Source organism: Corallococcus sp. AB049A (assembly GCF_003668885.1).
Lineage (GTDB): Bacteria > Myxococcota > Myxococcia > Myxococcales > Myxococcaceae > Corallococcus > Corallococcus interemptor.
This window is the reverse complement of sequence record NZ_RAWL01000003.1, coordinates 1-22,467: the sequence shown is the minus strand read 5'-3', so window position 1 is coordinate 22,467 and position 22,467 is coordinate 1. Positions and strand designations below refer to the sequence as shown.

Sequence of the window (22,467 nt, the reverse complement as noted above, 5' to 3'; positions counted from 1 at the left end):
CCGGACAGCCTCCGCGCCGCATGACGGACCCCGCGCCGCCTCCCAAGCCCCCATCGCGCAGCGACGACGTGCTGGACGCGTACGAGCTGCCATTCTGGGAGCGGCTGCTGCTGCAACTGCTGGGCATCGTCATCGCGGTCGTGCTGCGCGTGACGGACCTGCTGCTGCTGCTGCCGCGTCCCCGGCTCGTGAAGCCATACATGGGGCTGTGGTGGCAGCGCGTCCTGCGCACGCCCTACAGCGCGCGGCGCACCTTCGAGATGGCGCTCGTGCTCCAGTCCACGGGCCAGTCCTTCCGGGAGCTGATGTACGGCGAGACGCCGCTGGTGACGGCGCTGTGGTTCTTGAGGAAGGCGGGCGTGCGGCGCGGCAGCCGGGTGGTGGACCTGGGCGCGGGCCGAGGACGCGTGCTGCTCGCCGCGCGGTGGTGGGGCGCGGAGGCGCATGGCGTGGAGCTCATCGCGGACCACGTGGCGCGCGTGGCGCCGTGGCTTCAGCCCGCGGGCATCACGCTCACCGTGGGGGACATGACCCGCGAGCCGCTGGGGGACGCGACCCACATCTTCTGCAACTGGGTGGCGTTCAGCCCGGAGACGAAGGCGCGGCTCGTCGCGCACCTGCGCACCTGCGCGCCGGGCACGCGCATCATCACCGTCACCCGGCCCATCCAGGCGGAGGGCTTCACGGGTCATGCCTGCCATTGGATGCTCTTCACATGGGGCTTCGAGAAAGTCTGGCTTCAGGAGTACCGTCCCGGCCCAAATGACAGAGCAGAGCAAGGGTCCGCCTGAAGTGACGCGCGCGCAGCTCCTGCGGGCCGCCGCTGGGCTCATCCTGAAGCAGGGCATCCACGCCGTCACGCTCGACGCCATCGCCGGGCGGGCGGGCGTCTCGAAGGCGGAGCTCCTGGAGCATTTCCAGACCAAGCCCATCCTGATGGATGCGCTGTTCGAGGACGCCACCGAGCGGTTCGCCGGGGCCGTCGCCGCCGAGATGGCGAAGGACCCGGACCCGAGGGGTAGGGGAACCCGCGCCTACCTCCGGGTGACGGTCTCCGCTCCCGCGGACGACGACGAGGCCCACGTCATGCGCTCGCTCATCGGCCTCATGCTCTTCGACCCGGAGGTCCGGGAGCTCTGGGCCTCCATCTGGGACGACTCACGAGAGGAGCAGCTCAGCGTCGAGGAGCGCGAGTCGACAGAGCTCACGCTCTGCCGTCTGGCCATCGACGGCCTGTGGATGTCGGACATGCTCGAGCACCGCGCGGTCTCCAACCCGATGCGCGAGGCGGTCATCCGTCGAATCGAAGCGCTCACGCGCCAGTAGCCCAGCCCGGTGCCTCAGCGCGTCAGGTGCTTCAACGTGAGGTAGACGAACTCCGCGCCGGGCTGGAGTGACGCCACCGGGACGCGCTCGTTGGGCGCGTGCGCGGTGCGCGCGTCCTCCGGTGTCAGCGCGAAGAGGTCGATGCCGTAGGCGTGGATGCCCGCGCGGCGCAGCGTGGCGGACTCGGTGGTGCCGGTGGACATGCGGGGAATCACCGGCGCCTTCGGCCACACCTTCGCGGCGGCGGCCTTCACTGCCCGGAACATGGCGTTGTCCCCCACGGGCGACATGGGCGAGTCCGGCGGCGACACGTCCATCTCCACCTGGAGGTCCTTGTCATTCACGGCCACGACGATGCGCTCGCGCACGGCCTTCGCGTCCGCGTCCGGCAGCAGGCGGCAGTTCACGGTGGCCTCGGCCGTGGCGGGAATCACGTTGGACTTCGTGCCCGCCTTGAACACCGTGGGCACGCAGGTGGTGCGCAGCACGGCGCCCAGCGCGGGCTCCAGCCGGGCCACGGTGGCCACGGCGTCCTCGGGCGGCGCGTCCGGTGACGCGGCGATGCGGCGCAGCGCTTCTCCCAGCTCCCCGGGCGTCGCCTGGGCGCGGCCCTGCACGTGGAGCCGGGCGGCGGGCGTCAGGTGCGCGGGGAAGGTGAGGGCGCCCACGCGAGCCACCGCCGCGGCCACGCGCACCAGCGGCCCTGAGTCCACGGGCGGCGCGGAGGAGTGGCCTCCAGGGCCCGAGGCCTTGAGCGTCACGTTGCGCGACACGCGCTCCGCGGCCTGGAGCGCCACGAAGCGCACCTCCTTGCGGTCCGGCGACAGCTCCGTGAGGCCGCCTTCGTTGAGCGCGAACTCCGCCTCCTTCAGCTCCGGGCGGTGCTCCATCATCCAGTCCAGCCCCTGCCCGGAGCCCACCTCCTCGTCCGCGCCCAGGTACAGCAGGATGTCGCGCGAGCGTGTCCCGCCCTCCTGCTTCAGTCGCCGCAGCGCGAGGATGCTCGCCGCCGCCATGCCCTTGTTGTCCTGGACGCCCCGGCCGTAGAGCAGGCCGTCCTTCTCCGTGAGCGTCCACGGGTCGGTGGCCCACTCGGCCTTCACGGCCGGCACCGTGTCCAGGTGCGCGAGCACGAGCACCGGCCGGCCCTTGCCGTTCCCCTTCAGCCGCACCAGCAGGTTGCCGCGCCCGGGCGAGGGCTCGATGAGCTCCGACTCGATGCCCGCCTCGCGCAGCCACTTCGCCGCCACCCGGGCCGCGGCTGTCTCATTGCCGGGTGGGTTGGACGTGTCCGCGGCGACGAGCTCCGCGAGCAGCGTCCGGAACTCATCCTTCGGAGCGGGACGGGATGACGCGGCGTGGCTTGGACCCAGCGCGAACAAGGCGATGACGAGGGGGAGGAGGCGCATGGCGCGCAGGGTCGCGCCTTCGGGCCCGGGAAGGCAACGGAAGCGGCGTTTCCACGGAGTGCCGTGTTAAGGGAAGGGCCCTGGAGGGAGTCCGCCCATGGCCTCGCCGTTGAGCTTTCGCACCGTGGAACTGCCGCTGCGTCACGCCTGGACCATTGCCCGGGGCACGAGCACGGTGAAGCGCAACGTGTTCGTGGAGGTGCGCTCGGAGGGGCACGTGGGGTACGGCGAGGCCGCGCCCAACGTGCGCTACGGCGAGTCCTGGGAGACGGTGGAGGCCGCGCTCCACAAGCTGGCCCCCGTGCTGGAGGGCCGGGACCTGCGCCACTTCCGCGACGTGTCCGAGGCCGTGGACGCGGCGCTGCCGGACAACCCCGCGGCGAAGGCCGCCGTGGACCTGGCGCTGCATGACTGGGCGGGCAAGGTGATGGGCGTGCCGCTGTACCGGATGCTGGGCGTGGACCCCGGGCGGCAGCCGGTGACGTCCATGTCCATTGGCATCGACGTACCGGAGACGCTGGCCGTGAAGGTGCGCGAGGCGGCGGACTTCCCGGTGCTGAAGGTGAAGCTGGGCGCGGACCGCGTGCAGGAGGTGTTCGGCACGGTGCGCGCGCTCACGGCGCAGACCATCCGCGTGGACGCGAACGAGGCGTGGAAGCCGGACGAGGCGCTGGCGCACATCCAGTGGCTGTCCACCCAGGGCGTGGAGCTGGTGGAGCAGCCGCTGCCCGCGGCGGACGTGGAGGGCGCGAAGTGGCTGCGCGCGCGCTCGCCGCTGCCGCTGGTGGCGGACGAGTCGCTGACGAAGGCGTCGGACGTGCCGAAGCTGGCGGAGGGCTTCCACGGCATCAACGTGAAGCTCCAGAAGAGCGGCGGCATCCGCGAGGCGCTGCGCATCATCGAGACCGCGCGCGCGTGTGGCCTGAAGGTGATGCTGGGCTGCATGGTGGAGACGGGCCTGGGCATCGCGGCGGGCGCGCACCTGGCGCCGCTGGTGGACTGGGTGGACCTGGATGGGAACCTGCTGCTCGCGCAAGACCCGTACCGCGCGCACCCGGTGGTGCAGGGCCGCATCCAGCTGGGGGCGGGCGCGGGCCTGGGCGTGGAGCCCCGGTGACGCCACCGCTCATCCAGGATCCGATGGCGGTGCTCGCCGTGCTGCTGGCGGTGCTGGCGGGGCTGTATGCGTTGCAGCGCTACCCGGCGGTGGAGCGGTTCTTCAACGTCGTGCCGCTGCTGGTGTTCGCGTACTTCGTGCCGACGCTGCTGTCGAACACGGGCGTCATCCCCACGCAGTCGGAGCTGTACCGCTTCACGCGCGTGTACCTGCTGCCCGCGAGCCTGGTGTTGCTGGTGCTGTCGGTGGACCTGCCCGGCATCGCGAGGCTGGGGCGCAGCGCGGTGGGCGTGTTCCTGGCGGGCACGCTGGGCATCATGGTGGGCGGGCCGCTCGCGTATCTGGCGTTGGGGTGGCTGGTGCCGGCGGAGCTGGGGGACCAGGCGTGGAAGGGATTGGCGGCGCTCAGCGGGTCGTGGATTGGCGGCAGCGCGAACTTCGTGGCGATTGGCCAGAGCGTGGGCGCGCTGGACAGCACGTTGAGCATGATGGTGGTGGTGGACGTGGGCGTGTCCAACGTGTGGACGGCGGTGCTGCTGTCCTTCGCCGGGCGGGAGAAGGCGATGGACGCGAGCATCGGCGCGGACCGGACGGCGCTGGACCACGTGCGTGAGGAGTCCGCGCGCATCCAGGCCGCGTCCGCGAGGCCCGCGAGCCTGTCCGATTTGCTGTCCATGCTGGCGGTGGCGTTCGGCGTGACGGTGGTGTGCACGGCGCTGGCGAAGCTGCTGCCGGACCTGGGCAACGTGGTGACGGGCTTCACGTGGGTGGTGCTGCTGGTGACGACGGTGGGCGTGGTGCTGTCGTTCACGCCGGTGCGCAGGCTGGAGGGCGCGGGGGCGAGCCGGATGGGCTCGCTGTTCCTGTACCTGCTGGTGGCGACGATTGGCGCGCAGGCGGAGTTCCGGCGGCTGTGGGACGCGCCCGCGCTGGTGGCGGTGGGGGCGCTGTGGATGTGCATCCACGCGGCGGTGACGATGGGTGCCCGGCGGTGGCTGAAGGCGCCGGTGTTCTTCGCGGCGGTGGGGTCGCAGGCGAACGTGGGCGGCACGGCCTCCGCGTCCGTGGTGGCGGCGGCCTTCCATCCCGCGCTCGCGCCGGTGGGCGTGCTGCTCGCGGTGCTGGGATATGTGCTGGGGACGTACTGCGGGCTGGTGACGGCGCTGATGCTGGAGCAGGTGCACCGGCTGATTCACTGAAAGGGAGTCGCGGATGCGGACGGCGCTGCTCTGGGTGGGGCTCATGGCGATGAGCGGTTGCGCGACGGCGCCGGAGCCGAGCGCGCCGCGTGAGTCCCTGAAGACGGTGGTGGAGTCACTGGCGAGCGAGGCCGCGCGCCTGTCGCCCGGGACGGACCTGTCGCTCGCGGTGGTGGACCTGCGCACGGGAGAGGCGGCGAGCGTCGCCGGCCTGGAGCCGCACATCTCCGCCAGCTCCGCGAAGGTGTTCTGGGTGGCGGCGGCGTTGGGGCAGCGGGACCTGGCGACGGTGGCGCCGCTCGCGGAGAAGGTGTTCCGCACGTCGGACAACGAGGCGTCCGGTGAGGTGATTGACCTGGTGGGAGGGCCGGATGCCATCAATGTCTATCTTCGCGGCCTGGGCCTGGAGCACACGGCGCTGACGAAGTGGAACTACGGCCGGGAGCGCTGGGCGACGAACTCGCCGCGCGTGATGGGCCGGGACAACTACTTCTGCGCGGACGACATGGTGTCGTTCCTGGCGCGGTTGGACCGGCGCGAGGTGTTGAAGCCGGAGCCCACGGCGAGGCTGCTGCAGTGGATGGAGCTGACGCCCCGGGAAGGCTGCGGCGGCTGGCTGGGAACGCGCCTGCCGGCGAGCGTCCGGGCCTCGCTCCAGCACAAGGGCGGATGGCTGCCGCCGGGCTGCTGTGGCGATGACGCGCGCTACAACGTGCTCAACGAAGTGGGGCTGGTGACGCTGCCGGACGGTGGCCGGTACGCGGTGGCCATCCTGGCTTCACGGGGACCGGACTGGCCGAAGCAGGCGTTCTTCGTGGAGCGGGCGTCGTGTGTCCTGTACCGGCACCTGGCGAAGGACGCGGCCCTGGACTGCGGTGACGCGCTGGCCCGGGCGGGCGGTCCGGCACCCGTGGTGTTGGCACCGGGGGCACCCGCGCCGAACTACGACTGCGAATGAGCTGCACCGGGGCGCCGCTCAACGCCATGGCGCGGAGGGCCAAGCCGTAGGGAACGAAGTCTGTCCACACGGATGAGAAGTTGAGAGCCCCGTAGAGCCGCCCCGCCGGAGGCGGACCGCGAAAACCTGTCCGACAGTCGGACAAGTCAAAGCACCGGAAACCTGTCCGACAGTCGGACCGCCCCGGGCCCGCGAAAACCCATCCGACAGTCAGACCAACTGGGCCCACGGGAACCTGTCCGACATTCAGTCCCCCTGGGCCCGCGGAAACTTGTCCGACAGGTTGGGACAGCCCGGCGGAGACCTGTCCGACAGTCTGACCAGTTGGGAATCCAAGGCGGGAAGCTGTCCGACAGTCAGACCGGCTTGGCCCGTGGAAACCTGTCCGACTGTCGGACAGGTTTTTTGCCGGTCGGGGCCGGAGGGGGCGTCATGCGGAATGCCCGCCAGTACGCCGTGCCTTGTGCTTGGCATGGAGCGTGAAAGTAGGACTGATGCCTCTGGGGCTCTCGGGAGCCCGCTGTGAGACCGGGCCGTTAATGCTGTCCGACGTCAGTCACAGGAGGTGTGGCCATGATGGATCCGCAGGCGTGGCACAGGTTCGCTGAGCGGCTCGGGGTGGCGCATTCGATCATCCAGGCTCCGATGGCGGGCGGTTTGACTCCGCCGGAGTTGGTCGCGGCGGTATCGGAGGCAGGCGGGCTGGGCTCGCTGGGGGCCGCCTATGTGCAGCCGGAGGACATCGTCCAGCAGGCCCGTGCGGTGCGCTCGCTCACGTCGCGGCCCTATGCCATCAACCTCTTCGCTCCCCAGCCCATTGTTCCTCCCGCGGATCCGGGGGCCACGCTCGCCATCCTCGAGCGCTTCCACTCCGCGCTGGGGCTTCCTCCTCCCGTGATTCCTGCGGCCGCGATGCCGGACTTCGCGAAGCAGGTAGAGGCCGTGCTCGATGCGGCGCCCACGGTGTTCAGCTTCACCTTCGGCATTCCTCCCGCGCCGGTGCTGGAGGCGTTCCGGTCGCGCGCCATCCTCGTCGTGGGCACGGCGACGAACGTGCGTGAGGCCCAGGCGCTGGAGGCGGCGGGCGTGGATGCGATTGTCGCGCAGGGGTCGGAGGCGGGGGGCCACCGGGGCTCCTTCGGCGGCTCGTTCGACGCGGGCATGGTGGGCACGATGGCCCTGGTGCCGCAGATGGTGGACGCCGTGCGGGTGCCGGTCATCGCCAGCGGCGGCATCATGGATGGACGCGGCATCGCGGCGGCCCGGATGCTGGGCGCTTCGGCGGTGCAGCTGGGCACGGCCTTCCTGAGGTGCCAGGAGTCCAGCGCGGCGGCGGCCCACAAGGCGCTGCTGCGCGAGGCCCGGGATGAGTCGTCACGCATCACCCGCGCCTTCTCCGGCCGTCCTGCCCGCGCCATCCCCAACGCGCTGACGACCACGCTGGAGGAGGCCGGCGCCATCCTGCCGTTCCCGCAGCAGCACGGGGCCACGCGCACGCTGAGGGCCGCGGCGTCCAAGCAGAACGACACGCGCTTCATGGCCCTGTGGGCGGGGCAGGGCATTGGCCTGTCACGCGAAGGCCCGGCGGGAGACCTGGTGCGCGCCCTGGTGGCGGAGACCGCCGCCGCGCTGGCGGCCGTGCGCGGCTGAGTCAGGACGCCGAGGGCGGGCCCATGCCCCGGCCCGCGAGGCGCTGGCGCAGCGCCACGAAGTACATGCTGCAGAACGTGGCCACGAGGACCGCGGCTTCATCCCAGTAGTCCAGCGGCTCCTCGTTCTCATCCAGCAGCGACAGGCTGAGCAGGCACAGCACCACGTGCACGGCGAACACGGGCAGCGACGCCTGGCCCAGCGCCTCCAGTACGCGGGGGCGCAGCCATTGGAACAGCCGGGGCGCGAGCCAGCTCGCGAGCAGGGCCACGGCCAGGAAGTTCACGAGCCGCAGCGGCGCGAGCGACCACTTGTCGAACAGCACGGCGGCGTCGCCCAGGTCCACGTCCAGGTGGCGCACGACGAAGAACCCCAGGCTGACGACGATGGCGCCCGTGAGGAGACGGCGGGACACGGGCTCGCGCTGCTCCGGCGCGGTGGCGCGCGCCACGCCCATCCACACGCCAAGCACCCAGAGGAACTGCCACGCGAACAGGTCGAACGCGCCCGACAGGTCGATGCTCAACGGCGGCCACGGCAGCACCGGGATGGCGACCAGCAGGTCATACAGCGCGCGCTTGAGGCCCACCTGCGCCCAGAGCCAGATGAGGGCGCTCAAGCCCAGCACCCGCGACCAGCCCTCCTTGCGCGCGCCCAGCAGCACCGCGGGCGTGAGCAGCAGCAGCACGACGTAGAGCGGAAGGATGTCGAGCAGCGGGGGACAGTAGAGGAGGAACAGGCTGCTCCACAGGGCGGTGAACGGGTCCTGGTGGAAGAAGCCCAGCAGGTTGTGGATGGCGGGCCTGCGCGCGGCGACGCCCAGCGCGGCGATGATGGTGAACGCGAAGCCGAGCAGGGCCACGTGGTAGCCGTACACCTTGAGGGCGCGGCTCCAGAGGCTCTTGAACATCGCGGCCGTGCCCGCCTTCTTCGCGTGCACCACGCCCACGAGGAACGCGGAGAGGAACACGAAGCCCTCGGCGGCGGACACGAAGCCGAACGGCTGATTGCCGATGACACTCAGCCGGGTGGGCAGGTGCGTCAGCGTCATCAGGACGAGCAGCACTCCGCGCAGGCTGTCGAACTCGGGGCGGCGTTTCATGGCGGGTAGACTCCCTTCACCCATGCCACAGCCCCCCGTCCCGGGTAAACCGCACCGGCCGCCCGGATCCAGTGTCACTGTCCGGATGCTGCACGCGGCCGTCATCGCGTGGCTGTGGCTCGCCGGGACCGGCTGCGCGGCGTCCCGGAGCGTGCGGCTCGATACGGGCCGAGGCCCCACCCGGGTCCACACGCCACAGCGGGACGTCCGGCCCGTGGCGCTGGATGAAGAAGCCTTCGTGTCCGCGGTCGCGAAGCTCGCGCGCACCGCGTCTGTTTCCTCGCGGCCCTATGCCCAGGTGCGCGGGCGCCTGGGGCTCGTCTCCGTGCAGGAGCCGGGGCGCGGACACCTCCGGCTCACCGATGCACCGGAGACGGAGCTGGCGGCGGCCTATGGCCGGTGGTGCAAGCGCAAGGCGCTCACGGGAGATTGTCTCCACCTGCTGGAGCGCGGGCCCACGCTGGATGAGGACGGCAGGCGCACGCTGGCCTTCTCCATCGCGCTGGACTCGGTGTGGGACGAGACGGCGGACGCGCTGAGGGGCATGACGGATCGCGAGGCGGTGCTCTCGATGATCGTCACGACCAGCGCCCTGTATCTGGGCCTGTGGCTGTTGCCGGAGCCGGTGTCCAAGGGCGTCGCGGCGACGCTGACCGCGGCGCTCATCGCCTACCTGGGTGTGGATACGGTGTGGAGCCTCATCCAGGGCTGGATGCGGCTCGCGGAAGCGGTGGCGGAGGCCACGACCTTCGACGAGGTCCGGAGCGCGGGCGAGCAGTACGGCGAGGTGATGGGAGAGAACGCCGCGCGGGCCTTCGTCATGCTGGCCACTGCGGCGCTGGGCAGCACCGCGGAGACCCTGGCGGCGAAGGTGCCCACGCTGCCCGGCTCCGCGCAGGCGTCACTGGTGGGCGTGGCGGAGGGTGGTTTCCGGCTGGGCGCGGTGGCGCAGGTGGAGACTGTCGCTGTGTCCGCGACGGGGGACATCCTGCTCACGCTGGCACCGGGAGCCGTAGCGACCGGCGGGCCCGTGGAGGTGAAGGGGCCGAAGCATCACATCGCGTCCGACAAGTTCAGCACGTCCACCGCGAACGGAGGCCCGTGGACGCCACGCTACCAGCGAATCTTCGACAAGGCCGGGATGTCCCTGAATGATCCCGAAAACCAGCTGGACGTTCCAGGCCATCGTGGCCCGCATCCCCGCGCGTATCATGAAAGAGTCTACCAACGGCTTGATCAGGTGACGGCGACCTGCAAAACCATCGAGCAATGCCGAGAGGCGTTGAGGGGCGCGCTACGTGTCCTGGCGAATGAGATCGCTCAGAAGGGCAGTCTCCTCAACAAGCTGGTGACCCGCACGGAGTGAGTTCAGGAGCGCGACCCATGTCCTTGCGATATTTCGAACTCGCTGATGACGTGTACATTGAGGGCCGCTGGGAGCTGGGGCATCCACAGGATGTTCAGGGGCGGGACCTTGAAGACTCCTGGCAGTTCCGGATGGGACAGCCGAGCTCGTGGAGAGGAGGCTTGCGCATCCCCGTGGAGATTCCGGGCAACCCTCTCGACTACTCCCACGCGGCTTTCGGCACGCCGGTGGTCACCTCGCGGGTAGCCGCCATCTTCGAGCGATTGGCTCCGAACGACATCCAGCTCTTCCCCGTGGACATCGAGGGACAGTCCGACGACTTCTTCATCCTGAACGCCATCCGCCGCGTGAACTGCATCGACGACGAGGCTTCAGAGGAAGCGCGATACTGGACACCCAGGGACGGGCTGACGGACAAGGTCGGAACCTATCTCTCCGTCTGGGGCATGCGCATTGACGCCGGGAGCCTCGGCAGTGCGCGGGTCTTCCGGCCGCTGCACTGGGAAGTGGTCCTCGTCATTCCCGAGGACATCAAGCTCGCTCTGGAATCAATTGGTGCCACGGGTGTTTGGTTCAAGGACGTGTCCCCGCTGCGCTGATTCCCCACCTCCGTGCGTCACGGCGGCTGTTCGCCAGGCCGCTTGTTTCCGGGGGGCCGGTTGCAATCAGGGGGGACCCGGCTACATTCAGCACTTCACCGCAGCCGCAATCCCCGGGTCCCTCGTCAGATGATGGTTTCGCTCACAGCCTGCCAGCAGCGTGCTCCGCGCCGGATCTCCGTGCGCCGGACGCTGCCCGCGCACGGCCGAGCCACCGCCTGGCTTGTCACCCACGCCGCCCGTCTCGCGTAGTTCACGACGGACGGCGTCCGCTCCACCCCCACTGAACCTTCGCGCCACGCACCCCCACCTTTCCGGGAGTGCGTGCCGTCCCCACACCCTTCCCCAGGAGGCAATCGCCATGACCCACGACCACCCCCTCATCGTCACCGACACCGACCTCCAGCGCCTGGAGCGCGTCGTCGAACAGTACGGCAATGCCCGCAACGCCGAGATCGTGGAGCAGCTGGAGTCCGAGCTCGCCCGCGCCACGGTCACGTCCTCCACCGCCATTCCCCGCGACGTCGTCACCATGAACAGCACCGTCGTCTATGAGGACGAAGAGGCCGGCGAGACGCGCGAGGTGACCCTCGTCTATCCCAAGGACGCCAACAGCGACGCGGGCCGCATCTCCATCCTCGCCCCCGTGGGCAGTGCCCTCATCGGCCTGTCCGTGGGCCAGACCGTGGAGTGGCCGCTCCCCCAGGGCCGCACCCGCCGCCTGCGCATCCTCGCCGTGCCCTACCAGCCGGAGGCCGCCGGGCACTTCCACTTGTAGGCCCGCGTCCTCCCTTGACGCGTCAGCGCCGTGTCCGCGTTCCCCGCTGACGCGTCATTCCCGGCCCGGGGAGCCGGGCCCCCGCTCCATCCCCGCGCCATTGCTGGGCGTCGACTGCCCGACACCTCCTGGCCTCGCATGTGCAAATGTGCTCGCACCCCGAGTGAGGGGCCGCGGGCACCTTGATGCCCGCGAGTGCATGTGGAGGAACGCTTGTTCGCACGAAGGCATCACCTGGGGCTCGGAGGACTGGCAGTCCTCTGCGCCTTCAGCGCCCAGGCCCAGAACACCATTCCGGGCATCGAACTGGAGCGCCTGCAGCTCAACCCCGGCATGCGTGACAGCCTCGTGCTGTCCACCGGCGACCTGCTCTCCGCGGGTCAGTTCCGCGTCGGGCTGACCGCGCACTACGAGAACCGGCCCCTCGTCCTCGTGGAGAACGACGAGCGGCAGGCTGACATCATCTCCAACCGCGTGACGACGCACATCAGCGGCGCGTACGCGTTCACGAACTGGTTGGAGGTCGGCGCGCAGGTGCCCATCGTCGCCCAGTGGGGCCCGGAGACCGCCGGCGCTGGCGTGACCCGTCCCACCACCAGCGCGCTCGGCACCCCGTGGCTCCAGGCCCGCGTGGGCTTCCTGTCGGAGAACGGGGGCGGACCGCTGGACCTGGGCCTGCACCTGGGCGCGGCCCTGCCCCTGGGCAGCAAGGCCGCCCTCACCCGCGACGAGGGCTTCACCTTCTCCCCGCGCCTGGGCGCCGGCAAGCAGCTGGGCGGCACCTTCCGCGTGGGCGCGGACGTTGGCGCGCTCGTGCGCACGAAGACGTACGCGCTGACGCCGCAGACGCAGCCGTACCTGGATGAGATGGGCGTGGAGCTCAACGGCGGCGTCAACCTGTCCGCCGGACTCTGGGGCCTGCGCGAGGAGATCCTCGTGCGCGGCACCATCCCCACGCAGGACTCGCCCAGCTCGCTGGAGGCGCTCGCGGGCCTGCGCGTCCCCACCGCGGACGGCACCGAGGTGTACGTCCTGGGCGGCCCGGGCTTTGGCCAGACGCCGGGCACGCCGCGCTTCCGCATCCTCGCCGGGGTGTCCTTCGGCACGCCGCCCGCGCCCAAGGGCCCCGTCTGTATCGCGGGCCAGCCCCACGTGGCCGCCGAGTGTCCCGACCTGGATGCGGACGGCGACGGCGTGAAGAACAGCGACGACCAGTGCCCCACGACGGCCGGCCTCGCGCAGCTGCAGGGCTGCCCGGACAAGGACGACGACCAGGACGGCATCCCCAACCTGGCGGACAAGTGCCCCACGCAGGCGGAGAACAAGAACGGCTTCCAGGACGAGGACGGCTGCCCGGACGACCCCGACTCCGACGGGGACGGCATCGTGGACTCCAAGGACCAGTGCCCCAAGGAGCCGGAGACGTTCAACCGCTACAAGGACCAGGACGGCTGCCCGGACGTGGAGCCGGACCGGGACGGTGACGGCATCGTGGACCGCCTGGACAACTGCCCGGACGAGCCCGGCACCGAGGCCAACGGCGGCTGCAAGGAGGCGCCCGTCGCGCGCATCGACACCGGCAGCAACAGCATCCGGATCATGGAGGCCGTGTTCTTCGAGAACAACAAGGCCGTCATCCAGAAGCGCAGCAACGCCGTGCTCGACAAGGTCGCGTCCATCCTCGTGTCCCACCCGGAAATCGAGAAGGTCCGCGTGGAGGGCCACACCGACAACACCGGCAAGGCTTCCTACAACCTGGAGCTGTCCCAGAAGCGCGCCGAGGCGGTGGTGGACTACCTGGTGGGCAAGGGCGTCCAGCGCGAGCGGTTGGTGGCGCAGGGCTTCGGGCCCACGCAGCCCATCGCGGACAACGCGAAGGCGGACGGCCGCGCGAAGAACCGCCGCGTCGAGTTCAAGATCGTCGGAGAGGCCGAGGGCGTGCAGACGGCGCCGGCCTCCTCCTCTTCCCCTGGCACTCCTTCGAAGTAAGGCAGACCGTTCATGTTCACGACCCTGATGACATCCCTCCGGGGGGACTCACCCCGGATGGCCGTGCGCGCGGGCTTCCACGCGCTGGCCCTGTGTTCGCTGTTCCTCCTCGCCGGCTGCGAGCCGGCGACCTCCACCCCCGCGGAAGCCGTCCTCACCAGCCAGTCTTCCGAGCTGGTGGGTGACGGCAAGCTCCAGCCCGGCGAGCAGTGCGACGACGGCAACACGGTGAACGGGGACGGCTGTTCATCCACCGGCACCGTGGAGGCGGGCTACCTGTGCAACGTGCCCGGCAACGCGTGCTCGCTGGCGAGCCTGTGCGGCAACAACGTGGTGAACCCCGGCGAGCTGTGCGACGACGGCAACACCACCAACGACGGCAATGGCTGTACGGCCACGTGTGACCTGTCGCTGTGTGGCAACGGCGTGTTCAACAACCAGGCGTACCCGTCCTACGCGCAGGAGGTCTGCGACGACGGCAACCGCTTCGAGGGCGACGGCTGCAGCCGCCAGTGCGAGGTGGAGCCCGGCTTCGCCTGCGCGGGCAGCCCCAGCCGCTGCGTGAGGGCGGGTGTGGCGGTGTTCAACACCGGCGTGGACGCGCAGAACCGCCGCCTGCCCACGGGCGCGGTGGATCCGCACTGGTTCTACGCCGGCACCACCACCGGCGCGGCCACCGGCGTGCGCGACGCGAGCGACTGGCCGCTGGAGATGCAGTCCGCGCGCTTCATGGCGGCCCAGGGCATCCAGACGTGCGTGTACCAGGACTTCCTCATCCCCTCGACGACGAAGGTCGGCCAGTTCCGCCTGCGCCTGGCCACGTTCAACGACAACGAGTTCGACGGCGCGAGGGTGAACGGCGTGGCCATCATGCCCGTCACCGTGAGCGAGCCCGCCGGCCAGTCCTGGCAGAAGAACATCTTCCGCGAGTTCGGCACCAACGCGGCCTGGCGCCCGGGCCTCAACCGCATCGAGCTGTGCAACGAGAACGATGACAACCCGCCGAACGCCTTCCGCTACCTCTTCGTGGACGCCTACGACGACCGCTGCGGTGATGGCGCCATCTCCCCGCGCGAGGAGTGCGACGACGGCAACACCGCCAACAACGACGGTTGCAGCGCCACCTGCGGCATCGAGCCCGGCCATGGCTGCGCGGGCGCGCCCAGCACCTGCGCGAAGACGTGCGGCAACGGCAACCTGAACCCCGGCGAGCAGTGCGACGACGGCAACACCAACGCCAACGACGGCTGCAACGCCAGCTGCCGCGTGGAGGCCGGTTACTCCTGCCCCACGCCGGGCCAGGCCTGCGTGGCCTCCTGCGGCAACGGCGCCATCGACGCGGGTGAGCAGTGCGACGACAACAATGTGTTCGGCTCCGACGGCTGCTCCGCGTCGTGCCGCATCGAGACGGGCTACTCCTGCAGCGGCGCTCCGTCCGTGTGCGCTCCGCTGTGCGGCAACGGCGTGCTCAACCCCGGCGAGCTGTGCGACGACGGCAACACGAACCTGAACGACGGCTGCTCCAACGCCTGCACCCTGGAGCTGGGCTACGCGTGCGCCACGCCGGGCCAGCCCTGCGCGAAGACGTGCGGCAACGGCAACGTGGATCCGGGCGAGCTGTGCGACGACGGCAACCTGACCTCCGGTGACGGCTGCGCCACCGAGTGCCGCGTGGAGGATGGCTATGCCTGCTCCGCGCCGGCCTCGGGTCCGTCCGTGTGCGCCCAGACGTGCGGCAACGGCACCCTGGACGCGAACGAGACGTGCGACGACGGGGACGAGGTGTCCGGCGACGGCTGCTCCAACGGCTGCCGCGTGGAGACGGGCTACAGCTGCTCGGGTCAGCCCAGCACCTGCGTCACCATCTGCGGCGATGGCCTCCGCGCGGGCGCCGAGGCGTGCGACGACGGCAATACAGCGGCGGGCGACGGCTGCAACGCCACCTGCACGGTGGAGCCGGGCTACAGCTGCCCCCCTCCTGGCAACGTGTGCTTCAACACCTGCGGCAACGGCACCCTGGAGGCCGGTGAGCAGTGCGATGACGGCAATACCAAGCCTGGCGACGGCTGCGGCGCCACCTGCGCGCAGGAGCCGGGCTACAGCTGCAACGGCTCGCCCAGCAGCTGCGGCACCGTCTGCGGCGATGGCATCCGCGCGGGCGCCGAGGTGTGCGACGACGGCAACCTGGTGGGCGGCGACACCTGCTCGCCGCGCTGCCTGCTGGAGGTGGGCCAGGCGTGCAACGCGTCCAACGTCTGCGAGGCGTTCTGCGACCCGGTCTCCAAGCAGTGCGTGGCCCAGGAGCCGGACCCCGTGACGCCGACGCCGGTCATCACCGGCCCCGCGGCGAACGCCACGGTGACCACGGGCACTCCGCCCATCACCGGCACCGGCGAGCCCGGCGCGACGGTGACGGTGCGCGAGGGCACCACGGTCATCTGCACCGCCACCGTGGACGCGAGCGGCAACTGGACCTGCACCCCCGCGACGCCGCTGGTGGACGGGCCCCACTCCGTGACGGCCACCGCCCAGGCGCCTGGAGGCAACCCCAGCTTCCCGTCCACCGCCGTGCCCTTCGTCGTGGACACCGTGGTCCCGGACAACCAGGCCCCGGACACCTCCATCGTGAAGGGCCCTCCGGCCACCACCTCCAGCGGCACGGCGGACTTCGAGTACGCCTCCACGGAGGAGGGCGCCACGTTCGAGTGCAGCCTCGACGGCGGCCCCTGGCGCCCATGCGAGGACAGCTACACCGTCGGCAGCGGGGACCACGTCCTTCGCGTCCGCGCGGTGGACGACAGCGGCAACGTGGATGAGACCCCGGCGGAGTACGCCTGGACGGTGCAGAGCACGCGCGCCTTCGCGGGCGGCGGGTGCAGCACCGCACCGGACGCCTCCTGGCTGGCCCTGCTGGGCCTGATGGGAGTGCCGGGGCTGCGCCGCCGTCAGCGCCGCGACGCCGCGTAAAGCCTCGCGGAGCCCGCCGGAGGGGAGGGCCTCTTCCCCCTCTTCGGGAGCGCCCCCTCGCTCCCTCCCATGGCGCCCTTCCGGCGGCGCTCCCGCGTCTCACGGCCTTCCCCGTATGCTCCGTCCGTGCCCGGGGCAGGTCATCAAGAGGTGTACGAGGAGGAGGTTCTTCTCGCGCTGGACGAAGGGCTGCTGTCCTCCGACGAGGCGGCGGCCCTGCGCGAGGAGGCCCTCCGCCTGCATCGCGGGCCCCTGGAGCTCCTGAAGGAGCGGGGCCGCCTGTCGGAGCGCACCCTGGACCTTTTGCGGCAGGACCTGGTTCGAGGCCGCACGGACCGGGGTGAAGCCCCCATCCAGGAGGCCGCCACGCTGTCCTCGGCGGCGCCCGTCTCGCTGGCCACCGAAGGCGCCCCCGCGTTTCCGGTGCCCGGCTGGGACCGCTATGAGCCCGTGCGCTTCCTGGGCCAGGGCGGCATGGGGCAGGTGTTCCTGGCGTACGACCCGCTGCTGCGCCGCAATGTGGCCCTCAAGTTCGTGCGGGACGGGGACCCGGAGCTGGCCCGCCGCTTCCTGTCCGAGGCCCGCGCCCAGGCCCGCGTGCGCCACGAGCGCGTGTGCGAGGTCTACGAAGTGGGCGAGGTGCGCGGCCACGCGTACATCGCCATGCGCTACGTGGAGGGCCCGTCGCTGGGACAGCTCTCCCATTCGCTCACGCTGGAGCAGCGAGTCTGGGTGCTGTGCCAGGCCGCGGAGGGCGTGCACGCCGCGCACCGCGTGGGGCTGGTCCACCGCGACCTGAAGCCCGGCAACATCCTGGTGGAGCGCACGGAGGACGGAGGCTTCCTCCCGTTCGTGATGGACTTCGGCCTGGCGCGGGACTGGCGCGAGGACAGCACCACGCCCAACGCGGTGCTGGGCACGCCGCACTACATGCCGCCCGAGCAGGCCCGGGGTGAAGGCCACCGCCTGGACCGCCGCGCGGACGTCTACGCGCTGGGCGCGACGCTGTATGCGCTGCTCACCGGGCAGCCTCCCTTCACCGGCGGCACGGAGAAGGAGGTGCTCGCGAAGCTCCAGTCGGAAGCCCCGCCGCGCCCGCGCCTGCTGGAGCCGGACATCCCGGAGGACCTGGAGGCCGTGGTCCTCAAGTGCCTGGAGAAGGAGCGGCCGCTCCGCTACGACTCCGTGCGCGCCTTCACGGACGACCTGGAGCGCTTCCTGTCGGGGGAGCCGGTGCGGGCCCGCCATGGCGCGCGCTACTGGCTTTCCAAGAAGGTCCGCAAGCACCGCGCGGCGCTGGCGCTGGGCGGCACGGTGGTGGCGGTGGTGGCCGGCGCGCTCACCCAGGCGCAGCTCGCGCGCGGCGAGGTGGCGGAGCGCGAGCGGCTGGCCCGCGCCTTCACCGAGCGGGTGGAGCGCATCGAGTCCTCGGCGCGCTACTCCGCCCTGTCGCGCCTGCATGACACGCGCAAGGACCGCGAGGCGCTGCGCGCGGGCATGGCCGCGCTGGAGGCGGAGATTTCCGGCGCGGGCGAGCAGGCGGTGGGCCCCGGTGAGTACGCGCTGGGCCGCGCCCTCTTCGCGCTGGACGATTTGGACGGCGCGCGCGGGAGGCTGGAGGCCGCGTGGGCGCACGGCTACCGCGAGCCGCGCGTGGCCTGGGCGCTGGCGCAGGTGCTGGGCCACCTGTACCGCGAGCAGCTGCTGCTGGACGTGGAGCGCCGCGCCCCCGCGCAGCGCGAGGCCCGGCTCAAGGAGCTGAACGCGCGCTACCGCGATCCGGCGCTCGCGTACCTGCGCCAGGCGGAGGGGCCGGACGTGCCCGCGCCGCCGTCGTTCGTGAAGGCCCTGTTCGCCTTCTACGAGGACCGGCCGGAGGACGCGCTGGCACTGCTGGACGCGCCGGGCACGCAGTCGCCGTGGTTCTACGAGGCGCCGCTGTTGCGCGGGGACATCCTGCTCGCGCGGGCCACGCGGCGCTGGAACGGCGGGGACCGGGCGGGTTCGCAGGCGGACCTGGCGCTGAGCCGCGAGGCGTACGCTGGCGCCGTCGCCACGGCGGAGAGCCAGCCGGTGGTGCACTCGGTGCTGGGGCGGCTGGAGCTGGCCGCGCTGGTGATGGAGCTGTACGGCGAGGGGAACATCCTGCCGCACTACGAGCGGGGCCTGGAGGCGCTGTCGCGCGCGCTCGCCGCCGCGCCGGACCACGCCCGCTCGCTGGTGCTGGTGTCGCGCTTCCACCGCCGGCTCGCGGAGCAGCGCACGAACCAGGGCGGGGAGGGCGTGGAGGCGCTGCTGGAGAAGTCCCTGGCCGCGCTGCGCACCGCGGAAGGAGTGGCCACGCCGAGCGAGCGCATCCCGCTGGAGCGGGCCATGACGCACCGCCAGTGGGCGCGCTACCAGCAGCTGCGCGGGGAGGACCCGCGCGAGCAGCTGCGGCTCGCCATCGCCTCGTTCGAACAGCTGCGCCCCGAGGACCGCGACCACCCGTTCCACGCCAACCTGGGCCAGACGTGGCAGGGGCAGGCGGACGCCGAGGCCGCGCGCGGTGGAGACCCGGTGCCGCTCCTGGACAAGGCCATCGCCGAGTACCAGGTCGCGCTCCAGCTGAGCGAGCAGCAGCCGTTCTGGTGGATCAACCTGGGCATCGCGTACCGCAAGCGCGCGGACGTGCCGAACGCGCCGGATTCAGCAGGCGACCTGCGCCGGGCGAACAGCGCGCTGACGCGGGCCCTGTCCCTCAACCCGGACAACTTCATCGCGTGCTTCAACGGCGCGGAGGTCGCGGAGCAGCTGGCGCGCGCCCGCTACCTCAAGGGCGAGGACCTGAGCGTGGACCTGGAGCGCGCCCTGACGCTGTACCGGCAGGGGCTGGCGCTCAACGCGAAGCAGCCCGCGCTCCACAACGCGCTGGGCTCCGCGGTGTTCTGGCAGGCGGAGCTGCTCGCGGAGGAGGGCGGCGACACGAAGGCGCTGCTCGACGAGGCGAAGGCGTCCTTCGAGAAGGCCCGCGTCCTGGCGCCCACGCAGGGCTTCGCCTTCAACAACCTGGGCGAGTGGGAGGTCTTCCGCGCGGAGCTCCAGCTGGCGAAGGGAGAGGACCCCAGCGCCGCGCTGCGAACCGCGGTGGACGCCTACACGGAGGCGCTGAAGCGGCTGCCGGATGACGCGGACCTGCTGGCGAACCTGGGCAAGGCGTGGGTGCGCCGGGCCACGTGGACGCTGTCGCAGGCGCGAGACCCGGCGGCGGACCTGACGAAGGCGGAGGCGGCGCTGAGCCGGGCGCGGGAGGTCAACCCGCGTCTGGGCAATGCGTGGCGCTTCCTGGCGGAGGCGCAGGGCGTGCGTGCGCGCTGGATGGCTCGCGGGCACGGCGCGGCGGACGGGGAGTTCACGCGCGCGGCGCAGGCCTACGAGGAGGCGATGAAGCTCGACCCGAGGCTGGAGTACCGGCTCGCGGCGGCGGAGCTCCACGAGGCCTGGGCGCGGTGGCGCATCCGCGAAGGGCAGGACGCGGCCACCGGATTGAAGCGGGGGCTGGAGCTGGCCGAGACCGTGGTGGCGGCCCGTCCCCGGTGGCGCCATGCGCGTCAGGTGAGGGACGGCCTGGCCGCGCTTCGTGCCCCGTCCACCGGGCGCAGGTCCGACGCTCCCGCGCCCTGAGGCGGGCTGTTACCAGGGACCCACGCGCGGACCGAGAACACCGCAGCCCCGGACGCGCCAATGGCACGTCACGGTCCGGGGCTGACACGTCCGCTGGTTAGACGGGATCCTCCGGCGGGTCGCCCGTCACGTCGATGCCGCCGTTCTTCCGGTCCCGCTCCGTCGGATGCAGGGGGGCGGTCCCCTCGGCGCGCGTCCCGTCGTGGATGGTGGCGTTGAAGCTGTAGAGCCCCTTGTGCGCCGTCATGGAGACGGTCTGCGAGGACGAGGTCGTCAGCGAGCTGCCCCCGAGCGAGTACGGGCCAGGCACGGTGAGGCAGGTGCCGTCCGGGAACACGACGTCGGCGGTGTACGCGGGAGGGTAGCTGCCCATCGAGAACACAACCGTGTCGCCGTGTTTCACTTCCGGGCCGGGGTGGTAGCTGATGGGATCCGTGGAGAGGTCGACTGTGATGGTGGCCATGGGTTCGAGCAGCATTGCAGTACCTGTACCAATCCGCATGTCTTGAATGCGTGAGGGGGATGTTTCACCGCCGCGCTCCCGGACGCGTCAATGGCACGTCACGGACCGGGAGCTGACGTGTCCGCGTGCTACCGGCGGGCCTCTTGCGGCGGGTCGCCGGTCACGTCGATGCCGCCGTTCTTCCGGTCCCACTCGTGCCCCCTGCGGGCCTGGGACTCCTGGCCGTTGTTGAAGTCCACGTCGAACGAGTAGACGCCGCGCGCCGCCGTCAGCGCGACGGTCAGGGGCGTGGTCGCCATCGTGGCGCCGCCCAGCGTGTACGGGCCGGACGTGGTGAGGCAGGTGCCGTGGGGGAACGACACGGTGGCGGTGGCGTTGAGCGCGTTGCCCAACGTGAAGACCACCGTGTCGCCGTGCTTCACATCGGGGCTGGGGCTGTAGCTGACAGGGGTCGTGGAGACGTCAATGGTGATGTTGGCCATGATGCCCACGGCCAATGCAGACGCTGTACCAGCTCAGCTCGCGTCCAATCCCAGCTCACGCACGCGGCGCTGGAGCGCGCGGCGGGAGACCTCCAGCTTCTGCACCATGCGGTCCAGGTCGCCCCCGCACTCGTGGTAGCAGCGGGTGATCTCCTCCGGGCTCAGGTCACGAGCGGTCCGCAGGAGCGAGCTCTTGTCGATGAGCACGTACACGGACGACCGCGGGATGCCCAGCCAGTCCGCCGTGGCCTTCAAGTCCCACGCGCACGCGCGCAGGGCCTCCAGCACCTCCTGCTCGCTCACCTCGGAAGGCTTGCGCCGCGTGGGCGCGCGGGCCTCCGACGGCGCGGGCGTGTCCTCCGAAAGAGGGGAGGGCGCCTGGGCGCTCAGCGGCTGTCCGGGGATGGGCAGCGCGTCCGAGTCCAGCGACTGCTCCAGCCGCGCATCCACGCGCAGCCCAGGCAGTCCCCGGCTGCCAATCACCAGCTGCCGGGCGACGTTGCGCAGCTGGCGCACGTTGCCGGGCCACGCGGAGCGCACCAGCCGCGCCGCGAGCGACGCGGGCACCCACGGCTCCGCGCGAGCATCCGAGGAGTTCAGCCGCCCCGCCTCGCCCGTGGACTCCAGCTCCTGCCGCGCGAAGTGGAGGAACAGCGGCGCGATGTCCTCACGGCGCTCGCGCAGCGGCGGCACGACGATTTCGAAGCCCGCCAGCCGGTGCAGCAGCGGGGCCTTGAAGTGGCCATCGCGGATGCGCGCCTCCAGGTCCGCGTCCGTGGCGGTGACGAGCCGCACGTCCACGCGAACAGGCGTCTGTCCACCCACGGGGTAGACCTCGCCCGTCTCCAGCACGCGCAGGAGCGCCGCCTGGACCTCCGGGGGCGCCTCCGCCACCTCGTCCAGGAAGAGCGTGCCGCCGTGCGCGGCGCGGAAGAACCCGTCCCGGTCACGCGCGGCGCCGGTGAACGCGCCCCGCAGCGCGCCGAACAACTCGGAGGCGATGAGGTCCTTCGACAGCGCGCCCAGGTTGACGCTGACGAAGGGGCCGGCGCGGCGCGGGCTGCGCTCATGGAGCGCTCTGGCCACCAGCTCCTTGCCCGTGCCCGTCTCGCCCCGCACCAGCACGGGGACCTGGAGGTCGGCCACGCGCAGCACGTCCTCGCGCACGCGGGCAATGCCCTCGCTGTCGCCCACCATGCCCAGCGCCGCCAGCTCTGCTTGAGCGCTCGCGCCTCGCACGGTGGCCTGGTGCAGCAGCAGCGCCACGCGCCCGGCGAGCACCAGCGGCACACCCGCCCCCAGCGCCTGCGCGGGGAACTCGCGCCCGCCGCGCACCGGCTCGCTGCCCACCCACACCGGCGTCCCGCCCTCCGGCACCACGAGCCGCACGCTCCCGTTC

The 22,467-nt window shown here is 71.4% G+C and carries 17 protein-coding genes; 12 read left to right on the top strand and 5 right to left on the bottom strand.

Annotated elements, in window-relative coordinates; genetic code table 11:
• Positions 1-20 precede the first annotated feature (20 nt).
• Complete coding sequence (locus D7X55_RS00620) at positions 21-791, top strand: class I SAM-dependent methyltransferase (protein WP_233609429.1); 771 nt, start codon at positions 21-23, stop codon at positions 789-791.
• A gap of 1 nt (position 792) precedes the next feature.
• A complete protein-coding gene (locus D7X55_RS00615) occupies positions 793-1,326 on the top strand; it encodes a TetR/AcrR family transcriptional regulator (RefSeq protein WP_158616110.1) in 534 nt (177 codons plus the stop codon).
• Between the two features lie 14 nt (positions 1,327-1,340).
• Here D7X55_RS00615 and D7X55_RS00610 read toward each other — a convergent pair whose 3' ends face one another.
• Entirely contained in the window at positions 1,341-2,735 is a 1,395-nt protein-coding gene (locus D7X55_RS00610) for a M20/M25/M40 family metallo-hydrolase (protein ID WP_120546039.1), read from the bottom strand.
• A gap of 97 nt (positions 2,736-2,832) precedes the next feature.
• On the opposite strand from D7X55_RS00610, the gene D7X55_RS00605 reads away from it, so the two are divergent.
• The 4 genes from D7X55_RS00605 (at position 2,833) to D7X55_RS00590 (ending at position 7,659) form a co-directional block, all read left to right on the top strand.
• Positions 2,833-3,852, top strand: coding sequence for a dipeptide epimerase (locus tag D7X55_RS00605; protein WP_121721880.1), 1,020 nt, complete (start codon positions 2,833-2,835; stop codon positions 3,850-3,852).
• Positions 3,849-5,051, top strand: coding sequence for a DUF819 domain-containing protein (locus D7X55_RS00600; protein ID WP_233609428.1), 1,203 nt, complete (start codon positions 3,849-3,851; stop codon positions 5,049-5,051). The genes D7X55_RS00605 and D7X55_RS00600 overlap by 4 nt, the downstream gene beginning before the upstream one ends.
• Before the next feature lie 13 nt (positions 5,052-5,064).
• Positions 5,065-6,009 (top strand): serine hydrolase, encoded by a 945-nt coding sequence (locus D7X55_RS00595; RefSeq protein WP_121721879.1) that lies wholly within the window; start codon positions 5,065-5,067, stop codon positions 6,007-6,009.
• 573 nt (positions 6,010-6,582) lie between these two features.
• On the top strand, positions 6,583-7,659 hold the full coding sequence (locus D7X55_RS00590; protein ID WP_121721878.1) for a nitronate monooxygenase family protein: 1,077 nt from the start codon (positions 6,583-6,585) through the stop codon (positions 7,657-7,659).
• Position 7,660: 1 nt separating this feature from the next.
• On the opposite strand, the gene opgC is transcribed toward D7X55_RS00590, so the two are convergent.
• Complete coding sequence (gene opgC / locus D7X55_RS00585) at positions 7,661-8,761, bottom strand: OpgC domain-containing protein (RefSeq protein ID WP_121721877.1); 1,101 nt, start codon at positions 8,759-8,761, stop codon at positions 7,661-7,663.
• Between the two features lie 85 nt (positions 8,762-8,846).
• Between opgC and D7X55_RS00580 the strand changes: the two genes are divergently transcribed.
• From D7X55_RS00580 to D7X55_RS00555, 6 genes are all read left to right on the top strand, one after another.
• Positions 8,847-10,127: an AHH domain-containing protein gene (locus tag D7X55_RS00580; protein ID WP_121721876.1), complete on the top strand. Its 1,281-nt coding sequence runs from the start codon at positions 8,847-8,849 to the stop codon at positions 10,125-10,127.
• 17 nt (positions 10,128-10,144) lie between these two features.
• On the top strand, positions 10,145-10,726 hold the full coding sequence (locus tag D7X55_RS00575) for an imm11 family protein (RefSeq protein ID WP_121721875.1): 582 nt from the start codon (positions 10,145-10,147) through the stop codon (positions 10,724-10,726).
• Between the two features lie 361 nt (positions 10,727-11,087).
• Positions 11,088-11,504: a nucleoside diphosphate kinase regulator gene (rnk, locus tag D7X55_RS00570; protein WP_120546033.1), complete on the top strand. Its 417-nt coding sequence runs from the start codon at positions 11,088-11,090 to the stop codon at positions 11,502-11,504.
• A gap of 213 nt (positions 11,505-11,717) precedes the next feature.
• A complete protein-coding gene (locus D7X55_RS00565; protein ID WP_121721874.1) occupies positions 11,718-13,493 on the top strand; it encodes an OmpA family protein in 1,776 nt (591 codons plus the stop codon).
• A gap of 12 nt (positions 13,494-13,505) precedes the next feature.
• Positions 13,506-16,460, top strand: coding sequence for a DUF4215 domain-containing protein (locus D7X55_RS00560; protein ID WP_121721873.1), 2,955 nt, complete (start codon positions 13,506-13,508; stop codon positions 16,458-16,460).
• 126 nt (positions 16,461-16,586) lie between these two features.
• Positions 16,587-20,123 carry a serine/threonine-protein kinase gene (locus D7X55_RS00555; RefSeq protein WP_121721899.1) on the top strand — a complete coding sequence of 1,179 codons (3,537 nt, stop codon included), beginning with the start codon at positions 16,587-16,589 and terminating at the stop codon, positions 20,121-20,123.
• A 97-nt stretch (positions 20,124-20,220) separates the two neighbouring features.
• Here the strand turns inward: D7X55_RS00555 and D7X55_RS00550 are convergent, their stop codons facing one another.
• From D7X55_RS00550 to D7X55_RS00540, 3 genes are all read right to left on the bottom strand, one after another.
• On the bottom strand, positions 20,221-20,586 hold the full coding sequence (locus D7X55_RS00550; RefSeq protein ID WP_233609427.1) for a hypothetical protein: 366 nt from the start codon (positions 20,584-20,586) through the stop codon (positions 20,221-20,223).
• Positions 20,587-20,714: 128 nt separating this feature from the next.
• On the bottom strand, positions 20,715-21,068 hold the full coding sequence (locus D7X55_RS00545) for a hypothetical protein (RefSeq protein WP_120546132.1): 354 nt from the start codon (positions 21,066-21,068) through the stop codon (positions 20,715-20,717).
• 33 nt (positions 21,069-21,101) lie between these two features.
• Positions 21,102-22,467: sigma 54-interacting transcriptional regulator (locus tag D7X55_RS00540; RefSeq protein WP_147469996.1), on the bottom strand; the 1,366-nt coding region annotated here is incomplete at its 5' end.

What these genes read in the sequence shown, in the direction of transcription:
- D7X55_RS00590 (WP_121721878.1), top strand. Translation starts at nt 6,583, where the DNA reads ATGATGGATCCGCAGGCGTGGCACAGGTTCGCTGAGCGGCTCGGGGTG.
- D7X55_RS00550 (WP_233609427.1), bottom strand. Translation starts at nt 20,586, where the DNA reads ATGGCCACCATCACAGTCGACCTCTCCACGGATCCCATCAGCTACCAC.
- rnk (WP_120546033.1), top strand. Translation starts at nt 11,088, where the DNA reads ATGACCCACGACCACCCCCTCATCGTCACCGACACCGACCTCCAGCGC.
- D7X55_RS00620 (WP_233609429.1), top strand. Translation starts at nt 21, where the DNA reads ATGACGGACCCCGCGCCGCCTCCCAAGCCCCCATCGCGCAGCGACGAC.
- D7X55_RS00560 (WP_121721873.1), top strand. Translation starts at nt 13,506, where the DNA reads ATGTTCACGACCCTGATGACATCCCTCCGGGGGGACTCACCCCGGATG.
- D7X55_RS00575 (WP_121721875.1), top strand. Translation starts at nt 10,145, where the DNA reads ATGTCCTTGCGATATTTCGAACTCGCTGATGACGTGTACATTGAGGGC.
- D7X55_RS00610 (WP_120546039.1), bottom strand. Translation starts at nt 2,735, where the DNA reads ATGCGCCTCCTCCCCCTCGTCATCGCCTTGTTCGCGCTGGGTCCAAGC.
- D7X55_RS00605 (WP_121721880.1), top strand. Translation starts at nt 2,833, where the DNA reads ATGGCCTCGCCGTTGAGCTTTCGCACCGTGGAACTGCCGCTGCGTCAC.
- D7X55_RS00545 (WP_120546132.1), bottom strand. Translation starts at nt 21,068, where the DNA reads ATGGCCAACATCACCATTGACGTCTCCACGACCCCTGTCAGCTACAGC.
- opgC (WP_121721877.1), bottom strand. Translation starts at nt 8,761, where the DNA reads ATGAAACGCCGCCCCGAGTTCGACAGCCTGCGCGGAGTGCTGCTCGTC.
- D7X55_RS00580 (WP_121721876.1), top strand. Translation starts at nt 8,847, where the DNA reads ATGCTGCACGCGGCCGTCATCGCGTGGCTGTGGCTCGCCGGGACCGGC.
- D7X55_RS00595 (WP_121721879.1), top strand. Translation starts at nt 5,065, where the DNA reads ATGCGGACGGCGCTGCTCTGGGTGGGGCTCATGGCGATGAGCGGTTGC.